General features: G+C 71.6%; 24 protein-coding genes and 1 pseudogene. 11 read left to right on the top strand and 14 right to left on the bottom strand.

The features are described 5' to 3' along the window. Positions 1-9: 9 nt before the first annotated feature. Positions 10-324: pseudogene (locus JW592_RS32930) on the bottom strand (GTP-binding protein); the annotation flags it as partial. An 869-nt stretch (positions 325-1,193) separates the two neighbouring features. Between JW592_RS32930 and JW592_RS24325 the strand changes: the two are divergent. Both JW592_RS24325 and JW592_RS24320 read left to right on the top strand, forming a co-directional pair. Continuing rightward, on the top strand, positions 1,194-1,973 hold the full coding sequence (locus JW592_RS24325; protein ID WP_209267346.1) for a TVP38/TMEM64 family protein: 780 nt from the start codon (positions 1,194-1,196) through the stop codon (positions 1,971-1,973). Positions 1,974-2,007: 34 nt separating this feature from the next. Beyond that, entirely contained in the window at positions 2,008-2,880 is an 873-nt protein-coding gene (locus JW592_RS24320; protein ID WP_209267345.1) for an undecaprenyl-diphosphate phosphatase, read from the top strand. A gap of 74 nt (positions 2,881-2,954) precedes the next feature. Here JW592_RS24320 and JW592_RS24315 read toward each other — a convergent pair whose 3' ends face one another. Then, entirely contained in the window at positions 2,955-3,194 is a 240-nt protein-coding gene (locus JW592_RS24315) for a hypothetical protein (protein ID WP_209267344.1), read from the bottom strand. A gap of 233 nt (positions 3,195-3,427) precedes the next feature. Then, on the bottom strand, positions 3,428-3,670 hold the full coding sequence (locus JW592_RS24310; protein ID WP_372446565.1) for a DUF6011 domain-containing protein: 243 nt from the start codon (positions 3,668-3,670) through the stop codon (positions 3,428-3,430). A gap of 152 nt (positions 3,671-3,822) precedes the next feature. Between JW592_RS24310 and JW592_RS24305 the strand changes: the two genes are divergently transcribed. From JW592_RS24305 to lnt, 4 genes are all read left to right on the top strand, one after another. Next, positions 3,823-4,062 carry a chaplin gene (locus JW592_RS24305; RefSeq protein ID WP_209267343.1) on the top strand — a complete coding sequence of 80 codons (240 nt, stop codon included), beginning with the start codon at positions 3,823-3,825 and terminating at the stop codon, positions 4,060-4,062. 268 nt (positions 4,063-4,330) lie between these two features. Next, positions 4,331-4,603 (top strand): hypothetical protein, encoded by a 273-nt coding sequence (locus JW592_RS24300; protein ID WP_209267342.1) that lies wholly within the window; start codon positions 4,331-4,333, stop codon positions 4,601-4,603. A 180-nt stretch (positions 4,604-4,783) separates the two neighbouring features. Further along, on the top strand, positions 4,784-5,821 hold the full coding sequence (locus tag JW592_RS24295) for a DMT family transporter (protein ID WP_209267341.1): 1,038 nt from the start codon (positions 4,784-4,786) through the stop codon (positions 5,819-5,821). A gap of 88 nt (positions 5,822-5,909) precedes the next feature. Next, the gene (gene lnt, locus JW592_RS24290) at positions 5,910-7,481 is read left to right on the top strand and encodes an apolipoprotein N-acyltransferase (RefSeq protein ID WP_209267340.1); all 1,572 of its coding nucleotides are present in this window, start codon (positions 5,910-5,912) and stop codon (positions 7,479-7,481) included. On the opposite strand, the gene JW592_RS24285 is transcribed toward lnt, so the two are convergent. From JW592_RS24285 to JW592_RS24250, 8 genes are all read right to left on the bottom strand, one after another. Next, positions 7,453-8,358: a Gfo/Idh/MocA family protein gene (locus JW592_RS24285; protein ID WP_209267339.1), complete on the bottom strand. Its 906-nt coding sequence runs from the start codon at positions 8,356-8,358 to the stop codon at positions 7,453-7,455. The genes lnt and JW592_RS24285 overlap by 29 nt on opposite strands. A gap of 1,098 nt (positions 8,359-9,456) precedes the next feature. Further along, the gene (locus JW592_RS24280) at positions 9,457-9,999 is read right to left on the bottom strand and encodes a hypothetical protein (protein WP_307805526.1); all 543 of its coding nucleotides are present in this window, start codon (positions 9,997-9,999) and stop codon (positions 9,457-9,459) included. A gap of 94 nt (positions 10,000-10,093) precedes the next feature. Further along, entirely contained in the window at positions 10,094-10,771 is a 678-nt protein-coding gene (locus tag JW592_RS24275) for a uracil-DNA glycosylase (RefSeq protein ID WP_307805525.1), read from the bottom strand. Between the two features lie 92 nt (positions 10,772-10,863). Next, positions 10,864-12,450 carry an ABC transporter substrate-binding protein gene (locus tag JW592_RS24270; protein WP_209267338.1) on the bottom strand — a complete coding sequence of 529 codons (1,587 nt, stop codon included), beginning with the start codon at positions 12,448-12,450 and terminating at the stop codon, positions 10,864-10,866. Positions 12,451-12,715: 265 nt separating this feature from the next. Beyond that, positions 12,716-13,492: an SDR family oxidoreductase gene (locus tag JW592_RS24265; RefSeq protein WP_209267337.1), complete on the bottom strand. Its 777-nt coding sequence runs from the start codon at positions 13,490-13,492 to the stop codon at positions 12,716-12,718. Positions 13,493-13,514: 22 nt separating this feature from the next. Continuing rightward, positions 13,515-14,276 carry a 3-oxoacyl-ACP reductase FabG gene (fabG, locus tag JW592_RS24260; RefSeq protein WP_209267336.1) on the bottom strand — a complete coding sequence of 254 codons (762 nt, stop codon included), beginning with the start codon at positions 14,274-14,276 and terminating at the stop codon, positions 13,515-13,517. A 134-nt stretch (positions 14,277-14,410) separates the two neighbouring features. After that, complete coding sequence (locus JW592_RS24255; protein ID WP_307805524.1) at positions 14,411-14,833, bottom strand: DUF3037 domain-containing protein; 423 nt, start codon at positions 14,831-14,833, stop codon at positions 14,411-14,413. Further along, on the bottom strand, positions 14,830-15,648 hold the full coding sequence (locus tag JW592_RS24250; protein WP_209267335.1) for a HipA family kinase: 819 nt from the start codon (positions 15,646-15,648) through the stop codon (positions 14,830-14,832). Before JW592_RS24250 ends, JW592_RS24255 begins: the two co-directional genes overlap by 4 nt. A gap of 302 nt (positions 15,649-15,950) precedes the next feature. Here JW592_RS24250 and JW592_RS24245 point away from each other — a divergent pair, with 302 nt between their 5' ends. Next, positions 15,951-18,317 carry an ATP-binding cassette domain-containing protein gene (locus JW592_RS24245; protein WP_307805523.1) on the top strand — a complete coding sequence of 789 codons (2,367 nt, stop codon included), beginning with the start codon at positions 15,951-15,953 and terminating at the stop codon, positions 18,315-18,317. Here JW592_RS24245 and JW592_RS32925 read toward each other — a convergent pair. Beyond that, positions 18,282-19,256 (bottom strand): MarR family transcriptional regulator, encoded by a 975-nt coding sequence (locus tag JW592_RS32925; RefSeq protein ID WP_307805522.1) that lies wholly within the window; start codon positions 19,254-19,256, stop codon positions 18,282-18,284. The two genes, JW592_RS24245 and JW592_RS32925, sit on opposite strands and share 36 nt — an antisense overlap. On the opposite strand from JW592_RS32925, the gene JW592_RS24230 reads away from it, so the two are divergent. The 3 genes from JW592_RS24230 (at position 19,159) to JW592_RS24220 (ending at position 21,142) form a co-directional block, all read left to right on the top strand. Further along, complete coding sequence (locus JW592_RS24230; protein WP_307805531.1) at positions 19,159-19,812, top strand: MFS transporter; 654 nt, start codon at positions 19,159-19,161, stop codon at positions 19,810-19,812. The two genes, JW592_RS32925 and JW592_RS24230, sit on opposite strands and share 98 nt — an antisense overlap. Before the next feature lie 100 nt (positions 19,813-19,912). Then, on the top strand, positions 19,913-20,530 hold the full coding sequence (locus JW592_RS24225; RefSeq protein WP_209267334.1) for a TOPRIM nucleotidyl transferase/hydrolase domain-containing protein: 618 nt from the start codon (positions 19,913-19,915) through the stop codon (positions 20,528-20,530). A 162-nt stretch (positions 20,531-20,692) separates the two neighbouring features. Continuing rightward, complete coding sequence (locus tag JW592_RS24220) at positions 20,693-21,142, top strand: hypothetical protein (RefSeq protein ID WP_209267333.1); 450 nt, start codon at positions 20,693-20,695, stop codon at positions 21,140-21,142. Positions 21,143-21,186: 44 nt separating this feature from the next. On the opposite strand, the gene JW592_RS24215 is transcribed toward JW592_RS24220, so the two are convergent. Beyond that, a complete protein-coding gene (locus tag JW592_RS24215) occupies positions 21,187-21,816 on the bottom strand; it encodes a cysteine hydrolase family protein (protein ID WP_209267332.1) in 630 nt (209 codons plus the stop codon). A 193-nt stretch (positions 21,817-22,009) separates the two neighbouring features. Between JW592_RS24215 and JW592_RS24210 the strand changes: the two genes are divergently transcribed. Continuing rightward, positions 22,010-22,471: a pyridoxamine 5'-phosphate oxidase family protein gene (locus JW592_RS24210; RefSeq protein ID WP_209267331.1), complete on the top strand. Its 462-nt coding sequence runs from the start codon at positions 22,010-22,012 to the stop codon at positions 22,469-22,471. A 51-nt stretch (positions 22,472-22,522) separates the two neighbouring features. On the opposite strand, the gene JW592_RS24205 is transcribed toward JW592_RS24210, so the two are convergent. After that, on the bottom strand, positions 22,523-23,854 hold the full coding sequence (locus JW592_RS24205; RefSeq protein ID WP_209267330.1) for an aminotransferase class I/II-fold pyridoxal phosphate-dependent enzyme: 1,332 nt from the start codon (positions 23,852-23,854) through the stop codon (positions 22,523-22,525).

Here is a 23,854-nt window from a genome sequence, read left to right as displayed (position 1 = left end):
TCACAGCACCTCGGGCAGCGGTACATAGGTGTCGACGGCGTCCAGCAGCGCCTCGATGGTGCCTTGCCACCGCGGATCGCCCTGGAGCGCGCTGCGGGCCGAGACCCGGACGGCCGGGAGCGTCTCGCCGGCGTAGCCGTGCCGGGTCAGCAGCTCCCGTACCTCGGTCTCGACCAGCTCGGTCAGCTCGTCGCTGCCCGCCTCGGCCATGGTGAGGGCCACGACCAGGTGGGCGAGACCGCTGCGGCGCGCCAGGGCCAGCTGGCCGGCGGTGCCGGGCCGGACGCCCTCCAGGGCGGAGACGACGAGCACCGCGCCGTCGAGCCCGCGCAGGGCCTCGGGACCGAGGGGACTTTCAGGGCTTCCGGGACTTCCAGGGCTTCCGTTACTTCCGGGGCCGTCGGGTATTTCGGAGATTCCGGGGTTGCCAGGACCTTCAGGACATCCAGGTTTTCCTGGACATTCGACGGGATCCGGGTCCAGCAGCGTATAGCGCCGGGTGTCGGTGGCGTACCGGAAGCTGCGCGTTCCGGTCGCGCGGCGGAATCGCCGTCGTCGCGGATCAGAGCGGAGGGGGGCGCCGTACGCGGCCGCAGGGTCTCGCGCCGCCGCCAACGCCGCGGCCAGCGTGGTCTTGCCATGGCCTCGGTGACCCAAGGTGCCGATGGTCAGGTGCGGGATCGGGTGCGGGATGCAGGACGAGTGGGTGTGGCCGGACATGGGTGCCCTCCTGGGCCGGTACGGGACGAGGCCGGACCCCACGGAATGACCGACCCTCCCCCTGTGGGGTCCTCGGGCGGTCCGGGAAGGGTCAGCGTCGGCGCAGCCGGACGCCGGGAGGGAGGTGAAGGGCGGGCACGCCCCTGGTCATCACCGCGCACACGCTCCGGGACGGGGACACACACCCGCCGGGGATCGGGAAGAGGGCAGCCCGTGCGGCGGCCGCGACGGCGGCCGGAGCGCAGAACAGGGGCTGCCGGAACACCGAACGATCATCGCTCGCTCAACCATCCCCGGTCGAACGGTTTTCGACAGTGGTCTCACCCGACCGGACCGGTCCGGCGCACACACCTTCCGTCGCAGGTGAAAGCGGAGGTGGACGGCGAGCGAACACCACTTCGGACAGGCATCTTTCGGGCTTTACGTACAGCACCGAACAGCGGAAGGGTCCATTCGTCGGTTACGCTCCCAGCGTGCCCGTCCCCGCCGTGCAGCCAGACGGACTCCCCTGCCGTCTCACCAAGACGCTGCTCTCACCATGGTCGCGCCTCGCCCTATTGGCCGTACTCCTGTGCGGGGCGGCGACGACGATGCTGCTGTACGAGCCCCAGCGCCTGCTCGCCCACGGCTGGCCGCCCGAGGCCGCAGGCGGTGTGGCGGTAGCGCTCTTCGGCGCCGCCTACGGGCTGTGCACCGCCGCCTTCGTGCCCCGCCCGGTGCTCAATGTGGCGGCTGGTGTCCTCTTCGGCGCCCAGGCAGGCACCTTCTCGGCGACGGCAGGCACGGTGATCGGCGCGGGCATCGCCTTCGGGCTGGGCCGGCTGCTGGGCCAGGACGCGCTGCGCAGACTGCTGCGCGGCCGCTGGCTGACGGCGGCCGACCGGCAGTTGAGCAGGCACGGCTTCCGCTCGATGCTGGTGATCCGGCTGCTGCCCGGTGTGCCGTTCGCGGCCTCGAACTACGGCGCCGCCGTGTCCCGGATGAGCTGGCCCGCCTTCCTGAGCGCGACGGCGCTCGGCTCGGTTCCCAACACCGCCGCCTACGTCATCGCGGGCAGCAGCGCGGCGAAGCCCACCTCGCCGGTCTTCCTGGCCTCGTTCGGCTTCATCGCGCTCTCCGGGCTGGCGGGCGGCGTGGTCGCCTGGCGCAAACGGGCCCAGCTGCGGGGCCCGGCCGCGCGGGAGAGCACCCGGTCGGCGGCCCCGCCCGAAGCCTGCTCGCCGGCCGTGCGCGAGCCGGTCTCCCCGCACTGACCTCCGACTACCACAGGGACGAGCCCCGCCGCAGATGTCTTGGTTTGAATCCTTTGTCCTCGGACTCGTCCAGGGACTGACAGAGTTTCTCCCGATCTCCTCCAGCGCCCATCTGCGGCTGGTCGCGGCGTTCGCCGGCTGGCACGACCCGGGCGCGGCCTTCACCGCCGTCACCCAGATCGGCACCGAGACCGCCGTCCTGATCTTCTTCCGCAAGGACATCGGCCGCATCCTCGCCGCCTGGTTCCGCTCGCTCTACAACCGCGAGGCCCGCGCCGACCACAACGCGCGGATGGGCTGGCTCGTCATCGTCGGCTCCATCCCGATCGGGGTGCTCGGGCTGGCCTTCAAGGACCAGATCGAGGGCCCGTTCCGCGATCTGCGGCTGATCGCCACCACTCTGGTGGGCATCGGCCTCGTGCTGGGCGTGGCAGACCGGATGGCCGCCCGCGACACCAAGGGCGGCCGCCACCGGGCACGCCCCGAGCGCAAGTCCCTCGAGCAGCTGACCGTGCGCGACGGCCTGCTCTACGGCTGCGCGCAGGCGATGGCGCTGGTACCCGGCGTGTCCCGGTCGGGTGCCACCATCAGCGGCGGCCTGTTCATGGGGTACCGGCGCGAGGCGGCGGCACGCTACTCGTTCCTGCTGGCGGTCCCCGCTGTGCTCGCCTCCGGCCTGTTCGAACTCAAGGACATCGGCGAGGGCCATGTCTCCTGGGGGCCCACGCTCTTCGCCACCGCGCTGGCCTTTGTGGTGGCATATGCCGTCATCGCCTGGTTCATGAAGTTCATCTCGACCCGCAGCTTCATGCCGTTCGTCATCTACCGCGTCCTGCTGGGGCTGGCGCTGTTCGCGCTGATGGCGGCGGGAGTGCTCAGCCCGCACGCGGGCGAGTCGGTCGGCTGAGCGGCCCCGTCCGGCGAAGCTGAACGGCCGGGCGCCGCGAAGCCGAGCTGTCGGGCGCCGCGCACGGTGCACGGTCATCCGCGCTCCTCGCGCTCCTGCCGTCGGCGGCGCTTGAGCACCAGCAGATCGACGGCCGCGCCCAGCGTCAGCGCCCCGCAGACGGCGGCCAGCACGGTCAGCAGCCGGTCGCTGGGGGTGCTGTGGCTGTCGGAGGCGGCGGCCCACCAGGCGAACAGCGCCGTGGCCGCGGCGAAGAACGGCACCCCGATGGACGACAGCAAAGTGCGCAGCCAGATGTCGCTGCGCGCGGTCACGGGCTCCGTACCGGAGCGGGGGCGACGGCGGGATCGGGGGCCGCCGTCGCGGTGCGGTCCTGGCTGCGGGGGCTGGGACACGGTGCTGCCTTTCGCCGGTGGACTCCCCCATGATTCCCACCGGGTCCCCGGAATCCGGGAGCACACGCGGAAGCCGGGTCCCAGGCGAGTACCAGGCCGCTCGCGCGAACCGGTTCACGGGCGGGAACCAGATCACCGGCGGGAATTCCGGATCACAGTCCGGGCAGCGCGTCCTGGTCGACCTCCTGCGATGGCGGTGCGGGAGCGGTCCGCAGGGCGAGTTTGTGTCGGCAGTCGGGGCCCAGGCCCCATAGCCGGGAGGCGCGGTCGCGCAGCGGCTGGCCGCACATCCGGCACAGCACCCGCCGCCCGGACACCGGCTCACTGCCGGGCAGCACAGTCGGCTCATCTGCTTCCTGACCTGCGCTGTTGTCCATGCCCAGGTCGCCGTTCACCTGCAGCCCCCTTTCCGTACCCCGCACGACTCCCCGCGGCCACGCACGGTACCAACACGAACACCCGTCCGGAGTAGTCCGAAATGCGCGGCGCCTTCGGAGCCGCACACGGTGGGCGTGGAGACAACAACCACCTCTCTCTGGGAGAGACCATGCGTATTCGTACCACCCTCGCAGTCGGCGCGCTCTGCGCCACCGCCCTGCTCGGCTCCACCGCCGGCACGGCCGTCGCCGACGATCCGGTCGTGGGCAAGACCGGTAAATCACCCGGAACCCTGTCCGGGGACAACATCCAGATCCCGGTGAACGTGGGCACCAACGTCTGCGGCAATCCCGTCCTCCTCCCGCTACTGAGCCCGGCCGCGCAGAACTACTGCAAGAACAAGTTCTGAGGCTTCGGCCGAACAGCAGGTCACATACAGCACGTCGGCAGTCGGGCCCCGTCTCCCGCACCGCGGGCGGCGGGGTTCCGTCAGTCCGCGACAGGCGGGGAGCCGGGTTCACCCGTCCGCGCGGCGGGCAGGCAGCCGAACGGCGCGTCCACGGCGGGCAGAAATGGCCCGTCCACCGCGGGTGGGAAAGCGGGTTTGGCCGGTTCGCAGCGAGCGATCACCCTGTCACCACAGTGCCAGGTGGGACACGGACTGCCACACTGGCCGTATGGACAACTTCTACCGTGGTCCCGCGACGTTGCTGACCGGAGCCGCCGAGGTGCCTGTCGACGCGGCGCTGTTCACGGAGACCACCGGCCCCGGAACCGCCTGGTCAGGCACCATCAGGCCGGAGGGCAGCGAGCCGCTGTGGACCGAACTGGAGGGCGACACGGCGCGGCTGCGGCTGGCCGATGGGCGCGTCTGCCAGGTCACCCTGCTGGGCAGCGGGTTCGGGCCGGTCGAGGTCTCGGGCGAAGGGCCGCTCCCGGCACAGCCCTAGCCGGCGTCTCTACGACCCTGGTCCCACACCCGGATGTCACCTGGCAGGGGGATACGACCACCTGTCGTACTCCTTCGGCTGTACATCAAGACGATCCTGACAGGTGACGACAGATCACCGTGGGCACGGAATCGTGGAAGCCATGAATCCGATGCCCAATCCGCGTAGCACGGACCGGATATGAGCGCGCTGACCATGGCGGTGCTGTTGTCCCTGGTGTCCGCCATCAGCTACGCGCTCGCCGCGATAGTGCAGGAGCGGCTCGCCACGACGACGGCAGCGAGCCGGTGGGGGCTGCTGCGTTCCGGCATGTGGTGGACCGCGGCCGTGCTGCAGGGCTCGGGCGCGCTCCTGCACGTGGTGGCGCTCGGTCTGGGGCCGCTGACGGTCGTCCAGCCGCTCGGCGTACTGACACTCGTCCTCGCAGCCCCGATGGCCGCCCTCCTGGGGCGGCGGCCGGTGACCCCGGCCGCGTGGCGGGGCATCGTTCTGGTCTCGGCCGGGCTGGCCGGGATTCTGCTGCTCACCAGCGACCGGGGCACGGGCTCCCTGGACGGCGGCGGCCAGTTGGCCCTGGCGGCCTGGGTGCTGGGCTCTGTCGCGCTGCTGGTGAGCACAGCGGTGGCGGCGCGGCGGACAGGAGGCAGCCGCCCCGGCAACCGCGTGGTCGCGCTGCGCAGCGTCTCCCTCGCACTGGCCGCCGGGATCGCGTACGGCGCCGCCTCGGTCTTCGTCAAGACACTCGCCGACAGCTGGACCTCCGAGCCCCTGGCCGCCTCCGTGCCGCTCGCCGCGCTCACGGTGGCGCTGGCAGTGACCGGTCTGGCGAGCTCGCAGGCCTCCTACCGGGACGGTGGCCTGGCCACCCCGCTGGCCACCGCCACCGTCGCCAACCCCGTGGTCGCCGCGGCCGCGGGGATTCTGCTGCTGGGCGAGGGCTTCCGGTACGGCGCGGTGGGCACGGTGCTGGCCGTCGGCGCCGGCGCGGTGGCCGCCTGGGGCCTGGTAGTCCTGACCTCCGACAGCGCACGGCAGGCGCGTGCGGAGGAGACTCCGCACGCACAGCGGCCGGAGCGGCACGGGCGGAAGTCCCACGGAGGGGCCCGTACCGCGGAGGCGGAGTTCGCCTCGCGGCACGCGCCGCAGGCGGCGGTGCCGGGCGTGGTCGTCCCGGGGCCTCGCGCCCCTGCCGGCCGCCGGCCGGTGCCCGCGCCGTAGCGGGTCTGTGCGCCCTCTCGCTCGCACGCGTACCCTCCCGCACACTGGTGATCGAGACCGGATGATCGCCGGATGAAGGAGGGGGTCCATGCGTGCGTGGCCGGCGCCCCGATGGGCGCGCCCGGCACTGCCACTGGTGGCGGGCGCGCTGCCCGTGCTGGCGTTCCCCGAACCCGCGCTGTGGTGGCTGGCGTACGTGGCGCTGGTGCCGTGGCTGCTGCTGCTGCGCGCCGCGCCCTCGGGCCGTGCCGCCGCCTTCGGGGGCTGGCTGGGCGGCACGGGTTTCATGCTGGCGATGCACCACTGGCTGATGCCGAGCCTGCATGTGTTCATCCTCCTTCTCGCGGCACTGCTGGGGCTGTTGTGGCTGCCGTGGGGCTGGCTGGTGCACCGGCTGCTGGCGGGCGCCCCCGGTGGCGGGCGGCTGGCGGCGGCCGTGGTGCTGATCCCTTCGGGGTGGCTGCTGGCGGAGCTGGTCAGGTCCTGGGAGTACCTGGGCGGCCCGTGGGGGCTGTTGGGGGCGAGCCAGTGGGATGTGCGACCCGCGCTGCGGTTGGCCTCGGTGGGCGGCGTATGGCTGGTGAGCTTCCTGGCCGTCGCGGTGAACACCGTGGTCGCGGCTCTGCTTGCCGTGCCGCGCGCCCGGCTGGTCGCCGTGGTGTCGCTGGTCTCCTTCGCCGTTCTCACCGGCGCCGTCTGGCTGTGGGCCCCACGGCCCGAGCCCTCGGGCAGCACGCGGATCGCCGTCGTACAGATCGGGGAGACGCAGTCGCGGCAGGAGCGGTTCGAGCGCGGCGAGGAGCTGACCCGGAAGCTGGCCGGCCGGCACCCGGACCTGGTGGTGTGGGGAGAGAGCAGCGTCGGCTACGACCTGGGGAGCCATCCCGCGCTGGTCCGCAGGCTGGCCGCGCTCTCCCGGCTGACGGACGCGCCGCTGCTGGTGAACGTCGACTCGCGGCGGGCCGACCGGCCCGGCATCTACAAAAGCTCCATCCTCGTCGACGAGCAGGGCCTGACCGGGCAGCGCTACGACAAGATGCGGCTGGTCCCGTTCGGCGAGTACGTCCCCGCCAGGTCGCTGCTCGGCTGGGCCACCTCGGTGGGCCGGGCGGCGGACGAGGACCGACGGCGGGGCCAGGAGCCTGTGGTGATGCGTGCCGACGGGCTGCGGTTCGGGCCGCTGGTCTGCTTCGAGACGGCGTTCCCCGACATGAGCAGGCACCTGACGGCCGACGGCGCCCAGATGCTGGTGGCGCAGTCCTCGACGTCCACCTTCCAGCACACCTGGGCTCCCGAGCAGCACGCGACGCTGGGGGCGCTGCGGGCCGCCGAGTCGGGGCGGCCCATGGTGCACGCGACGCTCACCGGCGTCAGCGCCCTCTACGGTCCCGACGGCGAGCGGGCCGGGGCGCCGATGGGCACGGAAACCAGCGCGGCGCGGCTGACCGAGGTGCCGATGGCCACGGGCACGACGCTCTATGTCCGCCTCGGCGACTGGACGGTGTGGCTGGCGCTGATCTCGCTCGCGGCGTACGGCGCGGTCGAGGGAGTGCGAGCGGCGCGTGGCCGCGGCGCCGACAGCCGGCGTCGCAGCAGTGGCCAGGGCGGCCGGGGGCAGGGCCGGGCGGAGTTCAGCCCGACTGTTCCAGCACGTCGGTGACGACGCGCTCGCACAGCTCGTGCGTGCGCAGGGCGTCCCGCGCGCTCAGCGTCCGCCCTTGGCGTACGGCGTCGAGGAAGGCGAGCACACACCCCTCGATGCCGCGCTGGCGGGCGACGGGCACCCAGTCGCCCCGGCGCCGGACACTGGGCTGGCCCTTGTGGTCGGTGATCTGAGCCAGATCGCGTACCTCGCGCTTGGTGTCCTGACCGGAGACCTCCAGGATCTCCTCGGCCGACCCGGAGAGCCGGTTCATCACGCCGAGCGCGGTGAAGCCCTCGCCGGCGAGCTGGAGCACCACATGGTGCAGCAGCCCTGTTCGGACCCTGCCCCGTACGGAGATGTGGTCGGCCTCGGCCGGAGCAAGGAAGCGGAGGGTGTCGACGACGTGGACGAAGTCGTCCAGCACCATCGTGCGGGGCTCCTCGGGCAGGCCCACCCGGTGCTTCTGGAGGAGGATCAGATCCCGCGGGTGCTCCAGACACTGCGCGTATCCGGGCGCGTGACGCCGGTTGAAGCCGACCGCGAGGCTGGTGCGGCGCCGCTCGGCCAGCTCCACGAGGGCGCGCGAGGTGGCCAGGTCGTAGGCGAGGGGCTTGTCGACGTAGGTGGGGACTCCCGCGTCCAGCAGCCGGCGCACAAGCTCCGGGTGGGCGCTGGTGGCGGCGTGCACGAAGGCGGCGTCGGGGCGCGCGGCGAGCAGCCCTTCAAGGCCGGTGTGCCGGTGGGCGACCGGCACCCGGTAGGCGTCCGAGAGGGCCGCCAGCGTGGCCGGATCACGGGTCACCAGATGCGGTTCCAGGCCGGGCTGGGCCATGAGTACCGGCAGGTACGCCTTCTTGGCGATGTCGCCGAGACCTATCACACCGATCCTCACGGGCCCTCCCTCACTGCGGCACGGCTGACTGCGCCTGCGCAGCATACGTGCGCCGGGGAACGGGCAGAGCTCCCGCCCCGCACGCCACCTCGGCCCGGCCGCGAGGTGTGACGGACTCGGCGACGCGGAGACGGGCACCGAGACGCCGGCCGTCTGGCGGCGCGAGGTCGACCGCCTCTCTGCGATGGGTCTATCTGCACATGATCGGTGAGTACGCACGCACACGGCCACCGCCGACCTGCGGCGGGAGCGCATCGACGGAGCGACCGGCTTCTGAGCGCTCCGCGATCACCCGTGGGGGGACTTCCGTACCCGGGCGCGGGTGGGAAGAGTTGCCGGAGTGTCACGTATGACGAAAGCCATGGCCGTCGCGGGCGTAGCGCTCTCGGCCGCGACAGGGTGCATCACCGTCTCCGGGAACCCCGCCGGGCCCGGCGACGGGCCCTCGCCCCAGCACTCCTCCGCTCCCGGCCGGGGTGCGTCGCCGACCCGTCTGGTACGGCCGCCCACGAAGGAGGGACTGTCCCGCCTTCCCCGCCAGGACGCCTCCCCGGGCAGACAGGGCGACGGAACCGTACGCACGGGAGGGGCCGCCCCCCGCGCTGGCGGAAACGGGTCCGCCGGGGGCGCGGAAGCCGGTTCGGGGCAGCAGCACGCTCCGCGTCCCGCGCCGCTGCCGCGCAACCGGAGACAAGGCCCGGCAGCCGGCGGCGGGGGCTGGGGGCACGCGCACCCGGGAGGCGAGCGGCACGGCGGCGGAGGCGGCCGTGACGAGCACCACCGCCACCACGGTCCCGCGCGGCCCGGCGCGCGGCCGGGGTCCGGGGTGTGCGAGCTGGGTGAAGCCTACGGGCGCTGGGATGCGGACAGCGCCCAGGCGCGGATCTGCCGGGACGCGTATGGGAGATGAGCCGCACTGATCGGGCGCCGGCCACCGTCGGGCCTCGGCAACTGTCGCGGGGCTCCCTCACCGTCGCGGGCCCCGCCACCCTCGGGGACGTGGCAGAAGCGCTGCCACTGCACAGAGCCGCCTACGGCCGAAAGCCGGCCACGGCACAAGGGCGGTGACGGCACAAGGGCGGTGACGGCACCAAGTTGCTACAGCACAGGGCCCGCGCCGTCGCCCGGACCGCCCCTTCCCTCGCCGGGTGAGGCGGCGCCGTCGGCGATCCGCTTCTCCAGGCGCTCGATGGCGGCCCGGATGCCCTCCCCGTACGCATCGGCGGGCAGCGCGTCGAGCCTGCGCCGTGCCCGCTCCAGCTCACAGCGGGCCGCCTCCTCGTCGCCCAGCTTGACGTGGTCGGCGGCGAGGTTGAGGTACAGCGAGGGGTAGAGCGAGCGGACCGCGAGCTGGTGCTCGCCCCGGCTGACCCGGTCCCGGTCCAGCGCGTCGGCGGCGGCCAGGGCACGCAGGTCCCAGGCGAGCTCGTCGGCCGGATCGTCCTGGGTGTCCGCCATGTAGTGCGCGATGGTGCAGCGGTGGAACAGGTCGGCTTCCACATCGGTCTCCGCCCACAGCGCGGCGAAGCGGTTCCGGGCCTCTTCCCGGTCTCCACCGCGGTGCAGCATGATCGCCTGGCCGATTCTGACCATCGTCGCGTCCTGGTCGCCCTGGGGCGCGTCCTGCTGGGCCTCCGCCACGAGGGGGCTCCTCCCGTTCGCCATCTGCCAGCACACACGACGCTAACGGCCACCACTGACAATGGCGCTCACCCCGGGAGGAGCCCCGCGTGGCTCAGCCCAGGTCGGGGATGCGCCAGTCGATGGGGGTGTGCCCCTGGGCCACGACGGCCTCGTTGATCTGGGTGAAGGGCCGGGAGCCGAAGAACCGCTTGGCCGACAGCGGCGAGGGGTGGGCGCCCTGCACCACCGCGTGCCGCCCGGTGTCGATGAGCGGCAGCTTCTTCTTCGCGTAGTTGCCCCACAGCACGAAAACCGCCGGGTCGGGGCGGTCGGCGACGGCCCGGATGACGGCGTCCGTGAACTTCTCCCAGCCCTTGCCCTTGTGCGAGTTGGCCTCGCCCTCGCGCACGGTCAGCACCGCGTTCAGCAGCAGCACGCCCTGCTCGGCCCACGGCATCAGATAGCCGTTGTCGGGGACGGGGTGGCCCAGCTCGTCCCGCATCTCCTTGTAGATGTTCCGCAGCGACGGCGGGGTCTTGACGCCCGGGCGCACCGAGAAGCACAGTCCGTGGCCCTGGCCCGGGCCGTGGTACGGATCCTGGCCCAGGACGAGCACCTTCACCTGCTCGTACGGCGTCGCGTCGAGGGCGGCGAAGACCTCCTCACGGGGCGGGTAGACCGGCCCGCGCTCCCGCTCCTCCTCGACGAACTCCGCCAGCTCCTTGAAGTAGGGCTTCTCGGTCTCCTCGCCGAGGACGCCCTGCCAGGACTGGGGCAGCATCTCTTTCACGCGCTGGTACCTCCGCTGCGGTGGTGCTCTTGGGTGTGGTGCTCATTGATCGTCCCGAAGGTACCCGCCGGCACTGACAGCCCATCGGCCGCCTACCAGCTCGACTTCTTGTACAGCTCCCACATGCGCATGATCACCGAGGCGTCGAGCGCCCACTCGACACCGGCGACGTCCTTCTCGGCCGCGATGTAGACATTGCCCTGCCACAGCGGCAGCAGCTGTACGTCGTCGGCCATCACGCGCTGCGCCCTCGCGAACGACTGTCCGGCCGCGCCGCGGTCGCTCTGCCGGCGCGAGTACGGCAGCAGTTCCTCGGTCAGCTTCGGGTTCCGGTAGGGGGTACCCATCGCGTTCTTCTTACCGACGAAGGGGGTGATGTAGGTGTCGGCGTCCGGGAAGTCGCCGGACCAGCCACGGCCGAAGACCGGGTACTCGCCTTCGAGGTAGCCCTTCTGGAACGCGTCCCAGGGGCGCGACTTGAGGGTGATCTCGAAGAGGCCCGAGTCCTCCAGCTGCTCCTTCAGTTCGGCGAACTCCCGGCCGGCCGAGTCTCCGTAGCGGTCGTTGGCGTACCACAGGGTGAGGTGCACCTTGTCGGTGATACCCGCTTCCCTGAGCATCCTGCGGGCCTTCTTGGTGTCGGGCTCCCCGTAGCGGTCGAGGAAGGCGTTGGTGTGCCCGGTCACGCCTGTCGGCACCATGGAGTAGAGCGGATCGGCGGTCCGGTCGTAGACCTCGCGCACCAGCTTCTCGCGGTCGACTATCTGGGCTATCGCGCGGCGCACGGCGGGCTTGGCCGCCTGCTTGTCCTTCGGGTTGAAGACCAGGTAGTGCACCTCGGAGCCGGTCATCTCACTCAGGTCGATGGAGGTGTCCCCCTCGGTGGCGGCGTCCTGGAACTCCAGGATCTCTTCGGAGGTCAGACCGCGGTAGGTGAGGTCGGTCCGGCCGGCCTTCAAGTCGCTGACCATCTGCGTCGACCGCTTGTAGTACCTGATGGTGACCGTGTCGTTCCGGATCTTCGCGGTGCCCTTGTAGTCGTCGTTCCTGGTGAGCACGGCCCGCTCGCCCGGCTCGTAGCTGGTGAGTTCGTACGGACCTGAGCCGGTGGCCGTGTTGCCCGGGTGCAGAGTGGCGTCCGGATAGTCCTCCGGATCGACGAGGGACGTCGCGGGGGTGGAGAGAATGTAGGGGAAGGTCGCGTCCGGCTTCTCGAGCCGGAAGACCACCACACGGCTGCCCTTGACCTCGACCTGCTGGAGGTTGGCGAGCAGCGCCGCCGGGCCCGAAGGGGAGTCGATGGAGGTGACGCGGTCGAAGGAGTGCTTGACCGCTTGTGCGTCCAGCGGCCTGCCACTGGAGAATTTCAGTCCCTTGCGCAGTACGCAGCGGTAGACCCGGCTGGCCGAGTCGGTGAAGCCGCACTCCTTGGCCGCCTCCGGCTCGGGCGTGGTTCCGGAGTTGGGAACGGTCATCAGGGTCTGGAAGATGTTCCGGTACAGCTCCCAGGAGCCGTCCCAGGCGGCAGCCGGATCGAGGGAACTGGGCGCGCTGGTGGTGCCGACCACGATTTTGCGTTCCTCGTCCCCTCCACCACCGGGGAGCGAACCGCACCCGGAGACGAGTGCGAGGGAAAGTATGGTCGCTGCGGCTCTCGTCAGCCCGTTCCGGTCGAACACATGCGCTCCTCAGTCGGCGGTGCCTGTGCTGCTGGTGCGGTGCCCATGGGATGCGCCCGTGTTCGGGCGTCACCCAACTGCGGGAAAACGTTTGGACATTACCCCAGCCACAGCCGTGAGGGAGCCGAACCGGATGTCCGGGTGCCGGTACCTGCGGTCCGGCACCCGGACATCCGGCCCAGAGGACGTTCACCGGGAGGAAAGGCGGCGCCCGCCCGGCACCCGACGTGCGAAGCCGGACCGGGCAACAGGCGAGCCAGAGCGACTATTCGACGCCGGCGTTGAGGAACAGGCCGCCGTCCACGGTCAGCGTCTGGCCGGTGATCCAGCCCGCGTCGTCGGAGGTCAGGAACCGCGCGGCACCCGCCACGTCCTCCGGCGCGCCGAGCCTGCCCATCGGGTAGCGGGCGGCCGCCTCCTCCTCACGCCCCTCGTAGAGCGCGACGGCGAACTTCGTCTTGACCACGGCGGGCGCCACCGCGTTCACCCGGACCTTCGGCGCAAACTCGTGCGCGAGCTGCTGCGTCAGGTTGATCATCGCGGCCTTGCTCATGCCGTAGGCGCCGATGAACGGCGAGGCGGAGAGGCCTGCGATCGAGGCGACATTGACGATCGTCCCGCCGTGCTCCTGCTGCCAGGCCGCCCAGGTGCGCTGCGCGAAGCCCAGCGCCGAGATCACATTCGTCTCGAACACCTTGCGCGCCACCGCCAGGTCCAGCTCGGCCATGGGGCCGAAGACCGGGTTGGTTCCGGCGTTGTTGACCAGGTGGTCGACACGCCCGTAGGCCGCCATCACCCGTTCGACGGCGGCGGCCTGGTGGTCGGGGTCGTGCGCCTTGCCTGCGACGCCCATCGCCCGGTCCGCGCCGAGCCGTTCGACCGCCTCCTTGAGCGCGGCCTCGTTCCGGCCGGTGATGCACACCCGGTCGCCGCGCGCCACCAGCGCCTCGGCGATGCCGTAGCCGATACCGCGGCTGCCGCCCGTGACCAGGGCGACCTTCCCGGTGTCCGGGCGCGGTCCGCCCGCTGTCTGCTCCGTCATCTCTTCCGCTCCTCGCCGGCCGTCAGTTGAGGGGTCCGCCTGCGACGTACAGCACCTGGCCGGAGACGAAGCCGGCCTTCTCGTCGGCGAAGAACGCGACGGCGTTGGCGATGTCCTCGGGCTCCCCCACGCGCTGCACCGGGATCTGGGTGGCGGCCGCCGCCTTGAAGTCATCGAAGCCCATGCCCACGCGCTCGGCGGTGGAAGCGGTCATATCGGTGGCGATGAAGCCCGGGGCCACCGCGTTGGCCGTGATGCCGAACTTGCCCAGCTCCTTGGCGAGGGTCTTGGTGAAGCCCTGCATACCGGCCTTCGCCGCCGCGTAGTTGACCTGGCCGCGGTTGCCGAGCGCCGAGGACGAGGAGAGGTTGACGATGCGGCCGTAGCCGGCGTCCACCATGTGCTTCTGGCAGGCGCGGGACATCAGAAACGCGCCCCGCAGGTGCACGTTCATGACCGTGTCCCAGTCGCTGTCGCTCATCTTGAACAGCAGGTTGTCGCGCAGCACCCCGGCGTTGTTCACCAGCACCAGGGGGGCGCCGAGCTCCTCCGCGACGCGTGCGACAGCGGTCTCGACCTGCGCCGAGTCGGAGACGTCACAGCCGACGGCGAGCGCCTTGCCGCCCTGCTCGGTGATCTGCTCGACGGTCCCGGCGCAGGCGGCCTCGTCGAGGTCGAGGACGGCGACGGCGTGGCCCTCCGCCGCCAGGCGGACGGCCGTGGCTGCGCCGATCCCTCGGGCGGCGCCCGTCACGATGGCGACTCGCTGCTCGGTGCTGGACATGCTGGTCTCTCCTCGGCCTGAGTGGATGAGCAACCGCTTAGTACCTTTAGCAGTCGTGACGCTATGGGGCGGGCGATGTGGTGTCAACGCCCGCCCCGGCGAGCAGCCGGTGAGCCCTCGGCCCCGTGCGGCCGTCACCGCACCAGCAGGTCCAGCAGGCGCTCGCTCTCGGCCTCCGGGTCGGCGGTCAGTCCGGTGTGCACCGGGCCGGGCTGGACGACCGTACTGCGCGGCGCCACCAGCCACCGGAAGCGCCGCCCCACCTCTTCCCCGGCCGCCTGCCCGGCCTGCGGACCGCCGCTGCAGACGCCCTCAACGGCGTGCAGCGCGGCTCGTACGCCCCGCACATCGGCGCACGGATCGAGGGCGAACAGCCGGTCCTCGTCGAGATGGGTGCGCGCGGCGAGGAAGGAACGCGCCCGGCAGTAGACCAGGACCCCCGCGTTGATCAGCTCGCCGCGCTCGATGTGGGGAACGACACGCAGCAGCGCGTACTCGAACACATCGAGATCGCCGCGCGCCCCGCGCGCCCCTGCCGCCGTACGAATCCGCGTCACTTGGCACCGCCGCCCTTCCCGGTGAGCCACCCCGGCGCTTGCGAGGGCCCGTCCTTGCTCGGCTCGCCGAGCGCGATCCGCTCATGGATCGTAGGGGCGCGGGAGGCCAGGACCTCGGTGTACGCGGCGCGCACCTGGTCCGCGTCGGCGAAACCGGGCTCGTCGACGAGCCACTCGTCGGGGATCTCGGCGGCACACTCGGCCAGCAGCTCAGCGGTCACCCGTGGCGCCAGCGCTGCGGCGGCCTCCTCGACGTCCGGCGCGAAGGGGGCCAGCGCGTGGTCGGACGCGTCGTAGGGCCGCTCGGCGGCGGCCCGCGCCGTCGGCCAGTTGTGATGGAAGATCAGCGTCGCCCCGTGGTCGATCAGCCAGAGATCGCCGTGCCACACCAGCATGTTGGGGTTGCGCCACGAGCGGTCGACGTTGTTGACCAGCGCGTCGAACCACACCACCCGGCCGGCCTCTCCGGAGCCCACCTGGTAGGCGAGCGGGTCGAAGCCCAACGAACCGGGCAGAAAGTCCATCCCCAGATTGAGTCCGCCGCTCGCCTTCAGCAGCTCCTGCACCTCCTCGTCGGGCTCGGACAGACCGATCACCGGATCGAGCCAGGTCCGCACCAGCTCGGGCACCCGCAGACCGAGCCGCTGCGCGAGCCGCCCGCACAACACCTCAGCCACCAGCGTCTTGCGACCCTGGCCTGCGCCGGTGAACTTCATGACATAGGTCCCCAGATCGTCTGCCTCGACCAGACCGGGGAGCGAACCGCCCTCGCGCAGTGGTGTGACGTAGCGCGTGGCTGTGACTTCGGGGAGCATTTCCCCAGGTTATACGGCCATCCGGGACGATCGGGTCGGAGGCGCTGACACGGGCCGGACCCCGTGCCGTGTCCGCTCCCGGCGGGCGGCCCCCGCGGTCAGCAGCCCGACATCCTGGCCGATGTGGTTGCCGATCAGAAATAACTGGACGCTTGACATCCCATCGGTCCTCGGCAACGACAACTCCTGCGGTCCCAGCGGAGGGATTTTGATTAACCATCGGCAACTACTTGCTACGATCGCCCTGTCGGGATCAAGCCGTCGACAAGCCGTCGGGAACACAACGCGAAGTAGAGGACGCCGTGGTCACCACCTCTCCCCAATCCTGTGCCGCCGGTGCGCGGATCGTCCTGCACGAGGTGGCGCAGAACAACCTGCGCGATGTGTCGGTGACGCTGCCCAAGCACGCCCTCACAGTGGTCACCGGCCCCTCCGGGTCGGGCAAGTCCTCCCTGGTCTTCGGCACGCTGGCCGCCGAAGCGCAGCGGCAGTTGTACGAGACCTTTCCGGCCTTCGTGCGCCATCGGCTCCCCGGGCGCGAACGGCCGCGGGCCCGACGGCTGGAGAACCTGACCATGACGGTGGTCATCGACCAGCGCCGTCCAGCGGGGAACACCCGCTCCACGGTGGGAACGACGAGTGAAGCGCATACGGCGCTGCGTGTGCTCTTCTCCCGCTGCGCCACTCCGAGCGCGGGGCCCGCGCAGGTCTACTCCTTCAACGACCCACTCGGAATGTGCGTACGCTGCCACGGCCTCGGTACCGCACGCGAACTCGATCTCGATCGGCTGCTGCGCGGCGACCGGAGCCTGAACGAGGGCGCCATCGACTTCCCCGCCTTCTCTCCGGGCAGCGCCACCTGGCAGTTGTACGCGGAATCCGGCCTGTTCGACGCGGACAAGCCACTGGGCGCTTTCACCGGTCAGGAGCGGGAACTCCTGCTGTACGGGCATGGGTTCCACGTCAAGCGCCGTACGGGCGCGGGGGTCTACCGGAACGCCTACGAGGGCGTGGTCCCCCGCCTCGAACGCCGCTTCCTGCGCCGCGAAACCGACGCGCTCAGCGAACGGGAGCGCGTCGCGCTCGCCCGCGTCACCCGTGTGCAGACCTGTCCTGTCTGCCGAGGGGCCCGGCTGAACGCGGCGGCGCTCGCCTCCCGGCTGGCCGGACACACCATCGCCGAGTGCGCCGACATGCCCGTCGACCAACTCGTTCCCCTCCTGACCCGGGCCCGGGCAGCGGACGCCGGACCACTGGCGGACGAGGCCCTCACGGTGCTGCGCCGAATCCAGGTGGTCGGCCTGGGGTACCTGAGCCTGGCGCGTGCCACCACCACCCTCTCCGGAGGCGAGTTGCAGCGTCTGAAGTGCGTGCGCCACCTCGGCAGTTCCCTCACCGATGTCACCTACCTGTTCGACGAACCCACCGCCGGGCTGCACCCGGCCGACGTGGAGGCGCTGGCAGAGGTGCTCCTGGCGCTGCGGGACAACGGCAACACTGTCATCGCCGTCACTCACGACCCCGCGGTGATGGACCTGGCCGACCATGTGATCGACCTCGGGCCCGGTGCTGGTGCCCACGGCGGGCAGATCGTCTTCACCGGCACTCCTGCACAGCTCCGTGCGGCCCGCACCACCACCGGTGCAGCGCTGCGCGCCGCACGCGTCCACAAGGAATGTCCGCGAACGCCCCACAGGTTCCTCGATGTCTCCGGCGCAGGGCGCGCCAATCTGCGAGAAGAACACGTCGAACTGCCCGAGGGTGTGATGTGCGTGGTCACCGGCGTCGCGGGGGCCGGCAAGAGCAGCCTTCTGACAGCGCTGGTCGAACAGCACCCCGCAGCCGTACTCATCGATCAGGCGGAGATCGGAGCCTCCCCGCGAGCGACCGCGGCCACTTATTCGGGCGCCATGGATGCGCTGCGCAAGCTCTTCTCCAAGGCGAGCGGAGCGGGTGCGGGACTGTTCAGCTCCAACTCTTCCGGCGCCTGCCCTCAGTGCCGGGGACGCGGCGAGGTCGAGACGGACCTGGCATACCTGGAGCCGGTCTCACGCACCTGCGAGGTCTGCGGGGGAAGCCGCTACCGCCCGGAGGCCCTGAAGCACCGTCTGCACGGGCGCACCGTCGCCGAGGTGCTGGGCATGACCGTCGGGCAGGCTCTGGAGACCTTCACCTCGCCACCGGCCCTGGCGGGAGCGCTGCGGCCCCTCGGGGAGGTGGGTCTGTCCTACCTCACCCTGGGCAGGACGCTCTCGACCCTCTCCGGCGGGGAACGGCAGCGTCTCAAGCTGGCCGCCCATCTCAAGGAGAGCGGGAGGCTGTTCGTCTTCGACGATCCGACGAGTGGCCTGCATCTGGCCGACACCGCGGTGCTGCTGCGGTTGTTGGATCGCCTGGTGGACGCGGGTAACAGTCTGGTGGTGGCCACGCACGACCTCGAGGTGGTGCGGCACGCGGACTGGGTCGTCGACCTCGGCCCCGGACCGGGCGACCGGGGCGGTCGCGTCGTCCACAGCGGCACCCTGGCAGCGCTGCTGGACCGGACCTCGTCCCTCACCGCCGACCACCTGCGGAGCTACCTGGCCGCGCCCGATGCGGCGCAAGGTGCCGCAGCGGAATCGGCGAGCGAGGGGTCAGTGGCCGCGCAGCGTCGCCTCCAGGGCCCCTGAGACCTTCTGGCAGAGTTCGGCGAACAGCGCCTGCTCGCCCGGGGAGAGGGCGTCGGCTGCCACATCGGCGTTCCGCCGCCTGCCCCGGGCGGTACGCGCGAGAAACTCCCTGCCCCGGTCGGTGAGCGCCGTGGTGTGCTCGCGACGGTCGCCTTCGTCCGTGGTCTGCTCGACAAGTCCGAGGCCCTTGAGCACCCGAAGGATCTTCGACATGGTCTGCCTGGAGGCCCCCAGGGAGTCGCTGAGCAGCGAGGGCTTCATCGGACCGTGGATACGCAGCGTCTCCAGCGCGTCCCACTGCTGCCAGGTGACCTGCTCCGGGTTGTCGTGCGACCGCCGGGCGACCAGCACGCACTGCAGACGCGACAGCGCGTCTTCCAATGGCGTGACCGGCTCTCCCGCCGCGAGAGCGACCACCTTCTCACCTTCGGACACAACTGCTCGGTCCCTCCCGGGCCCCCGGCCCTCTCCGTTATTGGTTTCCCGAAGGAAATCATAAGCGGAGCGCTGCTCAGCGGGTTCCACCGGTGCCCACAGCCGGTCGGCGTCGCCCTTGGCCACGCTCTTCCGGTAGGTCTCGATCTTGCGGTCGATCGTCTGCAAGTTCTCCTGGGTCTCGGCCAGTTCGGCCAGGACATCGGCGCGGTGGGCTTCCATCAGGGCGAGCCGTTCGGCTTCGTTGCCCGGTCCCGCGGTGACAAGTTCGGCGTAGCGGCGAATGCCTCTGATGGGCATGCCGGTGGCGCGCAGTTTGGTGCAGACGACGATCCACTTGAGGTCGAGTGCCCGGTACCGGCGGCGGCCGCCGCTCGTGCGGTCCTCGCGCCGTACCGACCCGCTTCTGGAGCTGCGTCTCTTCCGCAGCGTGCCGTTCAGTTCGGCGATCGTGGCGGCGCTGTGCGCCCTGTGCGGCTTCGGCGCGTTCTTGTTCGTGACCACCCAGTACCTGCAGGACGTACGCGGGCTGCCGCCCGTGGCGGCGGGGCTGTGCCCGCTGCCGGTCGGGCTGCCGGTCGTGGTGGTCTCCCCGCTCGCCGGGCGGATGGTCGGCGGGCGCGGCCCGCGGCTGCCGCTGGTGGCGGCCGGGAGCGTCCTGGCCCTCGGCGGCGGCGTGTCACTCACACTGCGGCCGGACACCCCCCTCCCGGCCGTGCTGGCGGTCTACCTGCTGTTCGGCGTCTTCCTCGGTGCTGTCAACCCGCCGATCAGCAACTCGGCGATCTCCGGGATGCCCCGCTCGATGGCCGGGCTGGCCGGCTCCCTGGCGTCCACCGGCCGCCAGGCCGGCACCACGCTGGGCGTCGCGATATCCGGCACAGTGATCGGACCGCAGATCGCACGCGGCGGAACGGCGTTCACAGGCTCGGCGCACGGCGTGTGGTGGATGACCCTCGCACTCGGCGCGAACATCGTGGCCCTCGGCGCAATCGGCTCCACCCGCTGGGCCCGCAGCACAGCCGAACGCGTGGGCGCGCTGGCCGGTCCCACGCCGTGAGCGCGGGTCGCAGCAGCGGGCACGGGCCGTGCAGTTGGGCCGTACAGGGAGCAGTCGAATATCGGGTGCCGGGTGTGAGGAGGGAGGGCAGACTTGGCGCATGGCGGACATGGGGGCGTTCCGGGACGCGGTCGGTGGCTGGGCGAGCGGTGGTTCCGGCGGGCCGGCCGGCGAGTTGGCCGAGCGGCTCGGGGTGCGGACGGCCGTGCTGCTGGAGGGAGCGAGCGACTTCGCCGCCGTTGAGACGCTGGCCGCGCGGCGGGGGCGGGACCTGGCCGCCGAGGGGGTGTGCGTCGTACCGATGGGCGGGGCGATGAGCGTCGGCCGGTACGCCGAAATCCTCGGACCGCCCGGCCTCGGCCTGCGTCTGACGGGGCTGTGCGACGAGGGCGAACAGGGCTTCTACGACCGGGGGCTGAGACGTGCACGGGTGCCACAGCGGGGTTTCTTCGTATGCGTGGCCGACCTGGAGGACGAGCTCATCCGTGCCCTGGGCGCCGCGGAAGTGGAGGAGATCATCCGAGCGGAGGGCGACCTCCGCGCCTGGCAGACCTTCGTCCGCCAGCCCGCACAGCACGGTCGGCCCCGGCAGCAGCAGCTGCGGCGGTTCCTCGGTACGAAGAAAGGCCGCAAGATCCGCTACGGCCACCTCCTCGTGGATGCCCTGGCCCCCGGGCAGGTGCCGACTCCGCTCGATGATCTGCTGGCAAGCTTGTGACCTGTCCGCCTGCCCGCCCCCGGTGGCGGCGTCGTAAGGGCGGGCATCCTGCCGCGAGGGCGGGGCAACACCGCGGGAATCCCCAGGTCAGTGGGGATGTTCTGCGGAGTACTTTCCCGGATTCACCGGCATCGGTGATCTCCCCGTGCCACGATTCCCGCCATGCGTATTCACAGGGCCGCGGCCTGCCTTCTCTCCGCGACAGCACTGTTGCTGGCGGGCTGCTCCGATGACGGTGACGGCAGCAAGAAGTCCGCGCGTGGCGGCGGCAGTAGCAGCAGCGGTGGCAGCGATGCGAAAGCGGACGGCGGCGACGGCACAGTGACCGTCGAGATCAAGGTGACCGGCGACTCCCCGGCAAACGTCTATGTTCCGGGCGTCCTCGGGAAGGGAGTCGACAGGGAGGACCTGGACATCGACGGGATCAAGACGCCCTGGTCGAAGAAGTTCAAGCTGGAGTCTGGCCGCATGGTGAACATGCAGACGTCGTCCTCGGAACCCAAGGCGGAAATCGGCTGCCAGGTACTCGTCAACGGCAAGGTCGTGAAGCAGAAAGTCACCAAGGCGAAGCCGGGCAAGACCCTCGTCTCCTACTGCTACACCACCGTGTAGTTCGGAGCCCGTCTGCCGGGAGGCATGATGGCGGACGCGGCGGGTCAGTCCGTCCAGCGTGCCCGCACCTCGTCGGCGGTCGTGACCGTCGCGACGAGCGCCAGCGTGTGCCGGATCATCGCAGCCGTGTAGTCGGCGGGGACGCCGGCGATGGCGTCGGCGGGCACCACAGCGGTGTAGCCGAGGTTGACCGCGTCGAAGACGGCGTTCGGCACCGCCACATTCGCCGAGACGCCCGTGACGACGAGCGTACGCACGCCGAGGTTGCGCAGCAGGGCGTCCACGTCGGTGCCGGCGAGCGGCGAGAGGCCGTGCAGCCGTCGCACGACCAGGTCCTCCTCCGCGACCGGGACGGGCTCGGCGACCTGTACGGCGGACGAGCCCGCCAACTGCCGTACCGGCAGCCGTTCGGCGGCGCGGAAGAGCCGCGCGTTGCGGTTGGCGCCCCTGCCGTCCGGGCGGCGCTCGGCGAGGGCGTGCAGGACCTGTACGCCCGCCCGGTGCGCCGTGGCGGTCAGCTCCGCGATACGGTCCAGCACTCCCGTGCTCCGTACCTGGTGGGCGAGTTCGGGCAGGGCGCTGTCGGCGCCGACCACGCCTCGCTGGCATTCGACGGTCAGCAGCGCTGTGGAGGCGGGGGCGAGTTGGGCGGCGAGCGGGTCGGGCGAGGACATGCGCCCTCCCTTCCGTCGTCGGAACACCATCAGTGGGAGCACCCAGCGGGCGAACAGTCGGGAGCACTCAGCAGGAGAAGCGCCCGCAGGATAGGGAGCATTGCGCGACACGAGAAGACCCTTCATAGTTTTCTGACGGTCAATCAGTCATGAGCAACCGGTCAGACCGACTCGCCTCGACGAAAGAGGACAGATGGCCGACGTACAGCAGCGGCGGGGTCGCCGGATCATGATGACGCCGCAGGAGCGGGACGCTTTCCTGCGCACCCGGCGCACCTGCCGGGTCGCCACGGTCGGCCGGCGGGGCGCGCCCCATGTGGGCGCGCTGTGGTTCTGCTGGGACGGCCGGGCGCTGTGGATGTACTCGCTCACCCGCAGCAGGAGATGGGCGCAGCTGCGCCACGATCCGCGGCTGGCCGTGCTGGTGGACGACGGCGAGGAGTACGGGGAGCTGCGCGGGGTCGAGCTGTCCGGCCGCGCCGAGTTCGTCGGCGAGGCCCCGCGCACGGGCGAGCCGTGTCCGGAACTCTATGAGGTGGAGCGGCTGTTCCCGGCCAAGTACTTCGGCATGGACCGGATGCCGTACGACGGACGGCACGCCTGGCTGAGGCTGGCCCCCGAGTCGGTGGTCTCCTGGGACTTCCGCAAACTGTGAACCGGCCGCCCGGGCGGTGGCCCCCGGCCCCCGCCCCTGACCGTCCCGGCGTCAGTCGTACCGCGCAGCCTCCGCCGGGCGCAGCGCCGCGGCGACGTCGTCGGCGAGGCACTCGATGTCGGCCGGGGACAGCGGTGAGACGGTCAGCCGCAACCCCGGCGGCGAGGCGAGCCGGAAGCGGGCGCCGGGTGCCGCCGCCCAGCCCGTCTGGAGCAGCCGCGCCACCGGTCCGGTCTCGTCCCGCACGGGCACCCACACATTCATACCGCTGCGTCCTCGCGCCGGGACGCCCCGCGCCGTCAGCGCGTCCACCAGTGCGGTCCGGCGGGCACCGTACGCGGCGGCCACCCGCGCCGGGTCGGCAGCGCCGGTCTCCCACAGGTGCGCGACGGCACGCTGCAGCAGGTGGCTGACCCAGCCGGGGCCCAGCCGCTGGCGGCCGCGTACCCGGTCGACGGTGAGCGAGTCACCCGTCAGTACGGCCAGCCGCAGATCGGGCCCGTACGCCTTGGCCGTGGAGCGCACCAGCGCCCACCGGCTGGTGGTGCCCGCGAGGGAATGCAGCGGGAGGTCGACGATGCCGTGGCCGTGGTCGTCCTCGATCAGCACCGTTCCGGGGTGTGCCGCCAGCACGGTGCGCAGTTCGCGGGCGCGCGCCGCCGAGACGGCGGCGCCTGTCGGGTTCTGCGCGCGGGCGGTGACGATTGCGGCGCGCGCCCCCCGGCCGAGCGCGCCCTCCAGCTCGGCGGGGAGCGGCCCGTCGTCGTCCACGGGCACCGGGAGCGGGCGCAGCCCGAGCGCCGGGACGAGGTCGAGCAGGGAGCCCCAGCCGGGGTCCTCGACGGCGACGGCGTCGCCGGGCCGCAGGTGTGTCGACAGCACGCGTTCGATGGCGTCGAGCGAACCGGAGGTGACGGCGAGCGGCCCGGCCCGCACCCCGTCGGCCTCCAGCGCCTCCCGGGCCAGGGCCGCGAACCGCGGGTCGGCGTCCGGGGCGCCGTAGAGCACCGGGGCGCGTGCCGCCAGGTCGGCCGAGACGGCGAGGGCTTCGGTGAGGGAAGGGAGCAGCGCGGGATCGGGATTGCCCGTGGAGAGGTCCACGCCGCCGACGGGCGGCTCGACCCGAACGGCTTCGCGCGGCGCGGTGGCCGGTCGCTGCCGCACACGGCTGCCCCGTCGGCCGGCGGTCTCGATGACGCCGCGGTCGCGGAGTGTGCGGTAAGCCGCCGCGACGGTGTTCGGGTTCACACCCAGTTCGGCCGCCAACTCCCGCAGGGGTGGCAGCGGTTCGCCCGGCGGCAGGGCGCCGCTGCCGACGCCGTGCTCCACGCTGTCGGCGATCTCTGCTGCGCCCCGGCCTTTGATCCGGTAGTCTCCTAGCAC

This window comes from Streptomyces spirodelae (assembly GCF_017676385.1).
In the GTDB taxonomy this organism is placed as follows: Bacteria; Actinomycetota; Actinomycetes; order Streptomycetales; family Streptomycetaceae; genus Streptomyces; species Streptomyces spirodelae.
This window is presented reverse-complemented; position numbering and strand designations above follow the sequence as displayed.

Excerpts from the sequence above, each read along its gene's own strand:
- JW592_RS24210 (WP_209267331.1), top strand. The coding sequence starts at position 22,010 with ATGGCCGACGTACAGCAGCGGCGGGGTCGCCGGATCATGATGACGCCG.
- JW592_RS24305 (WP_209267343.1), top strand. The coding sequence starts at position 3,823 with ATGCGTATTCGTACCACCCTCGCAGTCGGCGCGCTCTGCGCCACCGCC.
- fabG (WP_209267336.1), bottom strand. The coding sequence starts at position 14,276 with ATGTCCAGCACCGAGCAGCGAGTCGCCATCGTGACGGGCGCCGCCCGA.
- JW592_RS24320 (WP_209267345.1), top strand. The coding sequence starts at position 2,008 with ATGTCTTGGTTTGAATCCTTTGTCCTCGGACTCGTCCAGGGACTGACA.
- JW592_RS24215 (WP_209267332.1), bottom strand. The coding sequence starts at position 21,816 with ATGTCCTCGCCCGACCCGCTCGCCGCCCAACTCGCCCCCGCCTCCACA.
- JW592_RS24225 (WP_209267334.1), top strand. The coding sequence starts at position 19,913 with ATGGCGGACATGGGGGCGTTCCGGGACGCGGTCGGTGGCTGGGCGAGC.
- JW592_RS24220 (WP_209267333.1), top strand. The coding sequence starts at position 20,693 with ATGCGTATTCACAGGGCCGCGGCCTGCCTTCTCTCCGCGACAGCACTG.
- JW592_RS24265 (WP_209267337.1), bottom strand. The coding sequence starts at position 13,492 with ATGACGGAGCAGACAGCGGGCGGACCGCGCCCGGACACCGGGAAGGTC.
- JW592_RS24300 (WP_209267342.1), top strand. The coding sequence starts at position 4,331 with ATGGACAACTTCTACCGTGGTCCCGCGACGTTGCTGACCGGAGCCGCC.
- JW592_RS24250 (WP_209267335.1), bottom strand. The coding sequence starts at position 15,648 with ATGCTCCCCGAAGTCACAGCCACGCGCTACGTCACACCACTGCGCGAG.
- JW592_RS24295 (WP_209267341.1), top strand. The coding sequence starts at position 4,784 with ATGAGCGCGCTGACCATGGCGGTGCTGTTGTCCCTGGTGTCCGCCATC.
- lnt (WP_209267340.1), top strand. The coding sequence starts at position 5,910 with ATGCGTGCGTGGCCGGCGCCCCGATGGGCGCGCCCGGCACTGCCACTG.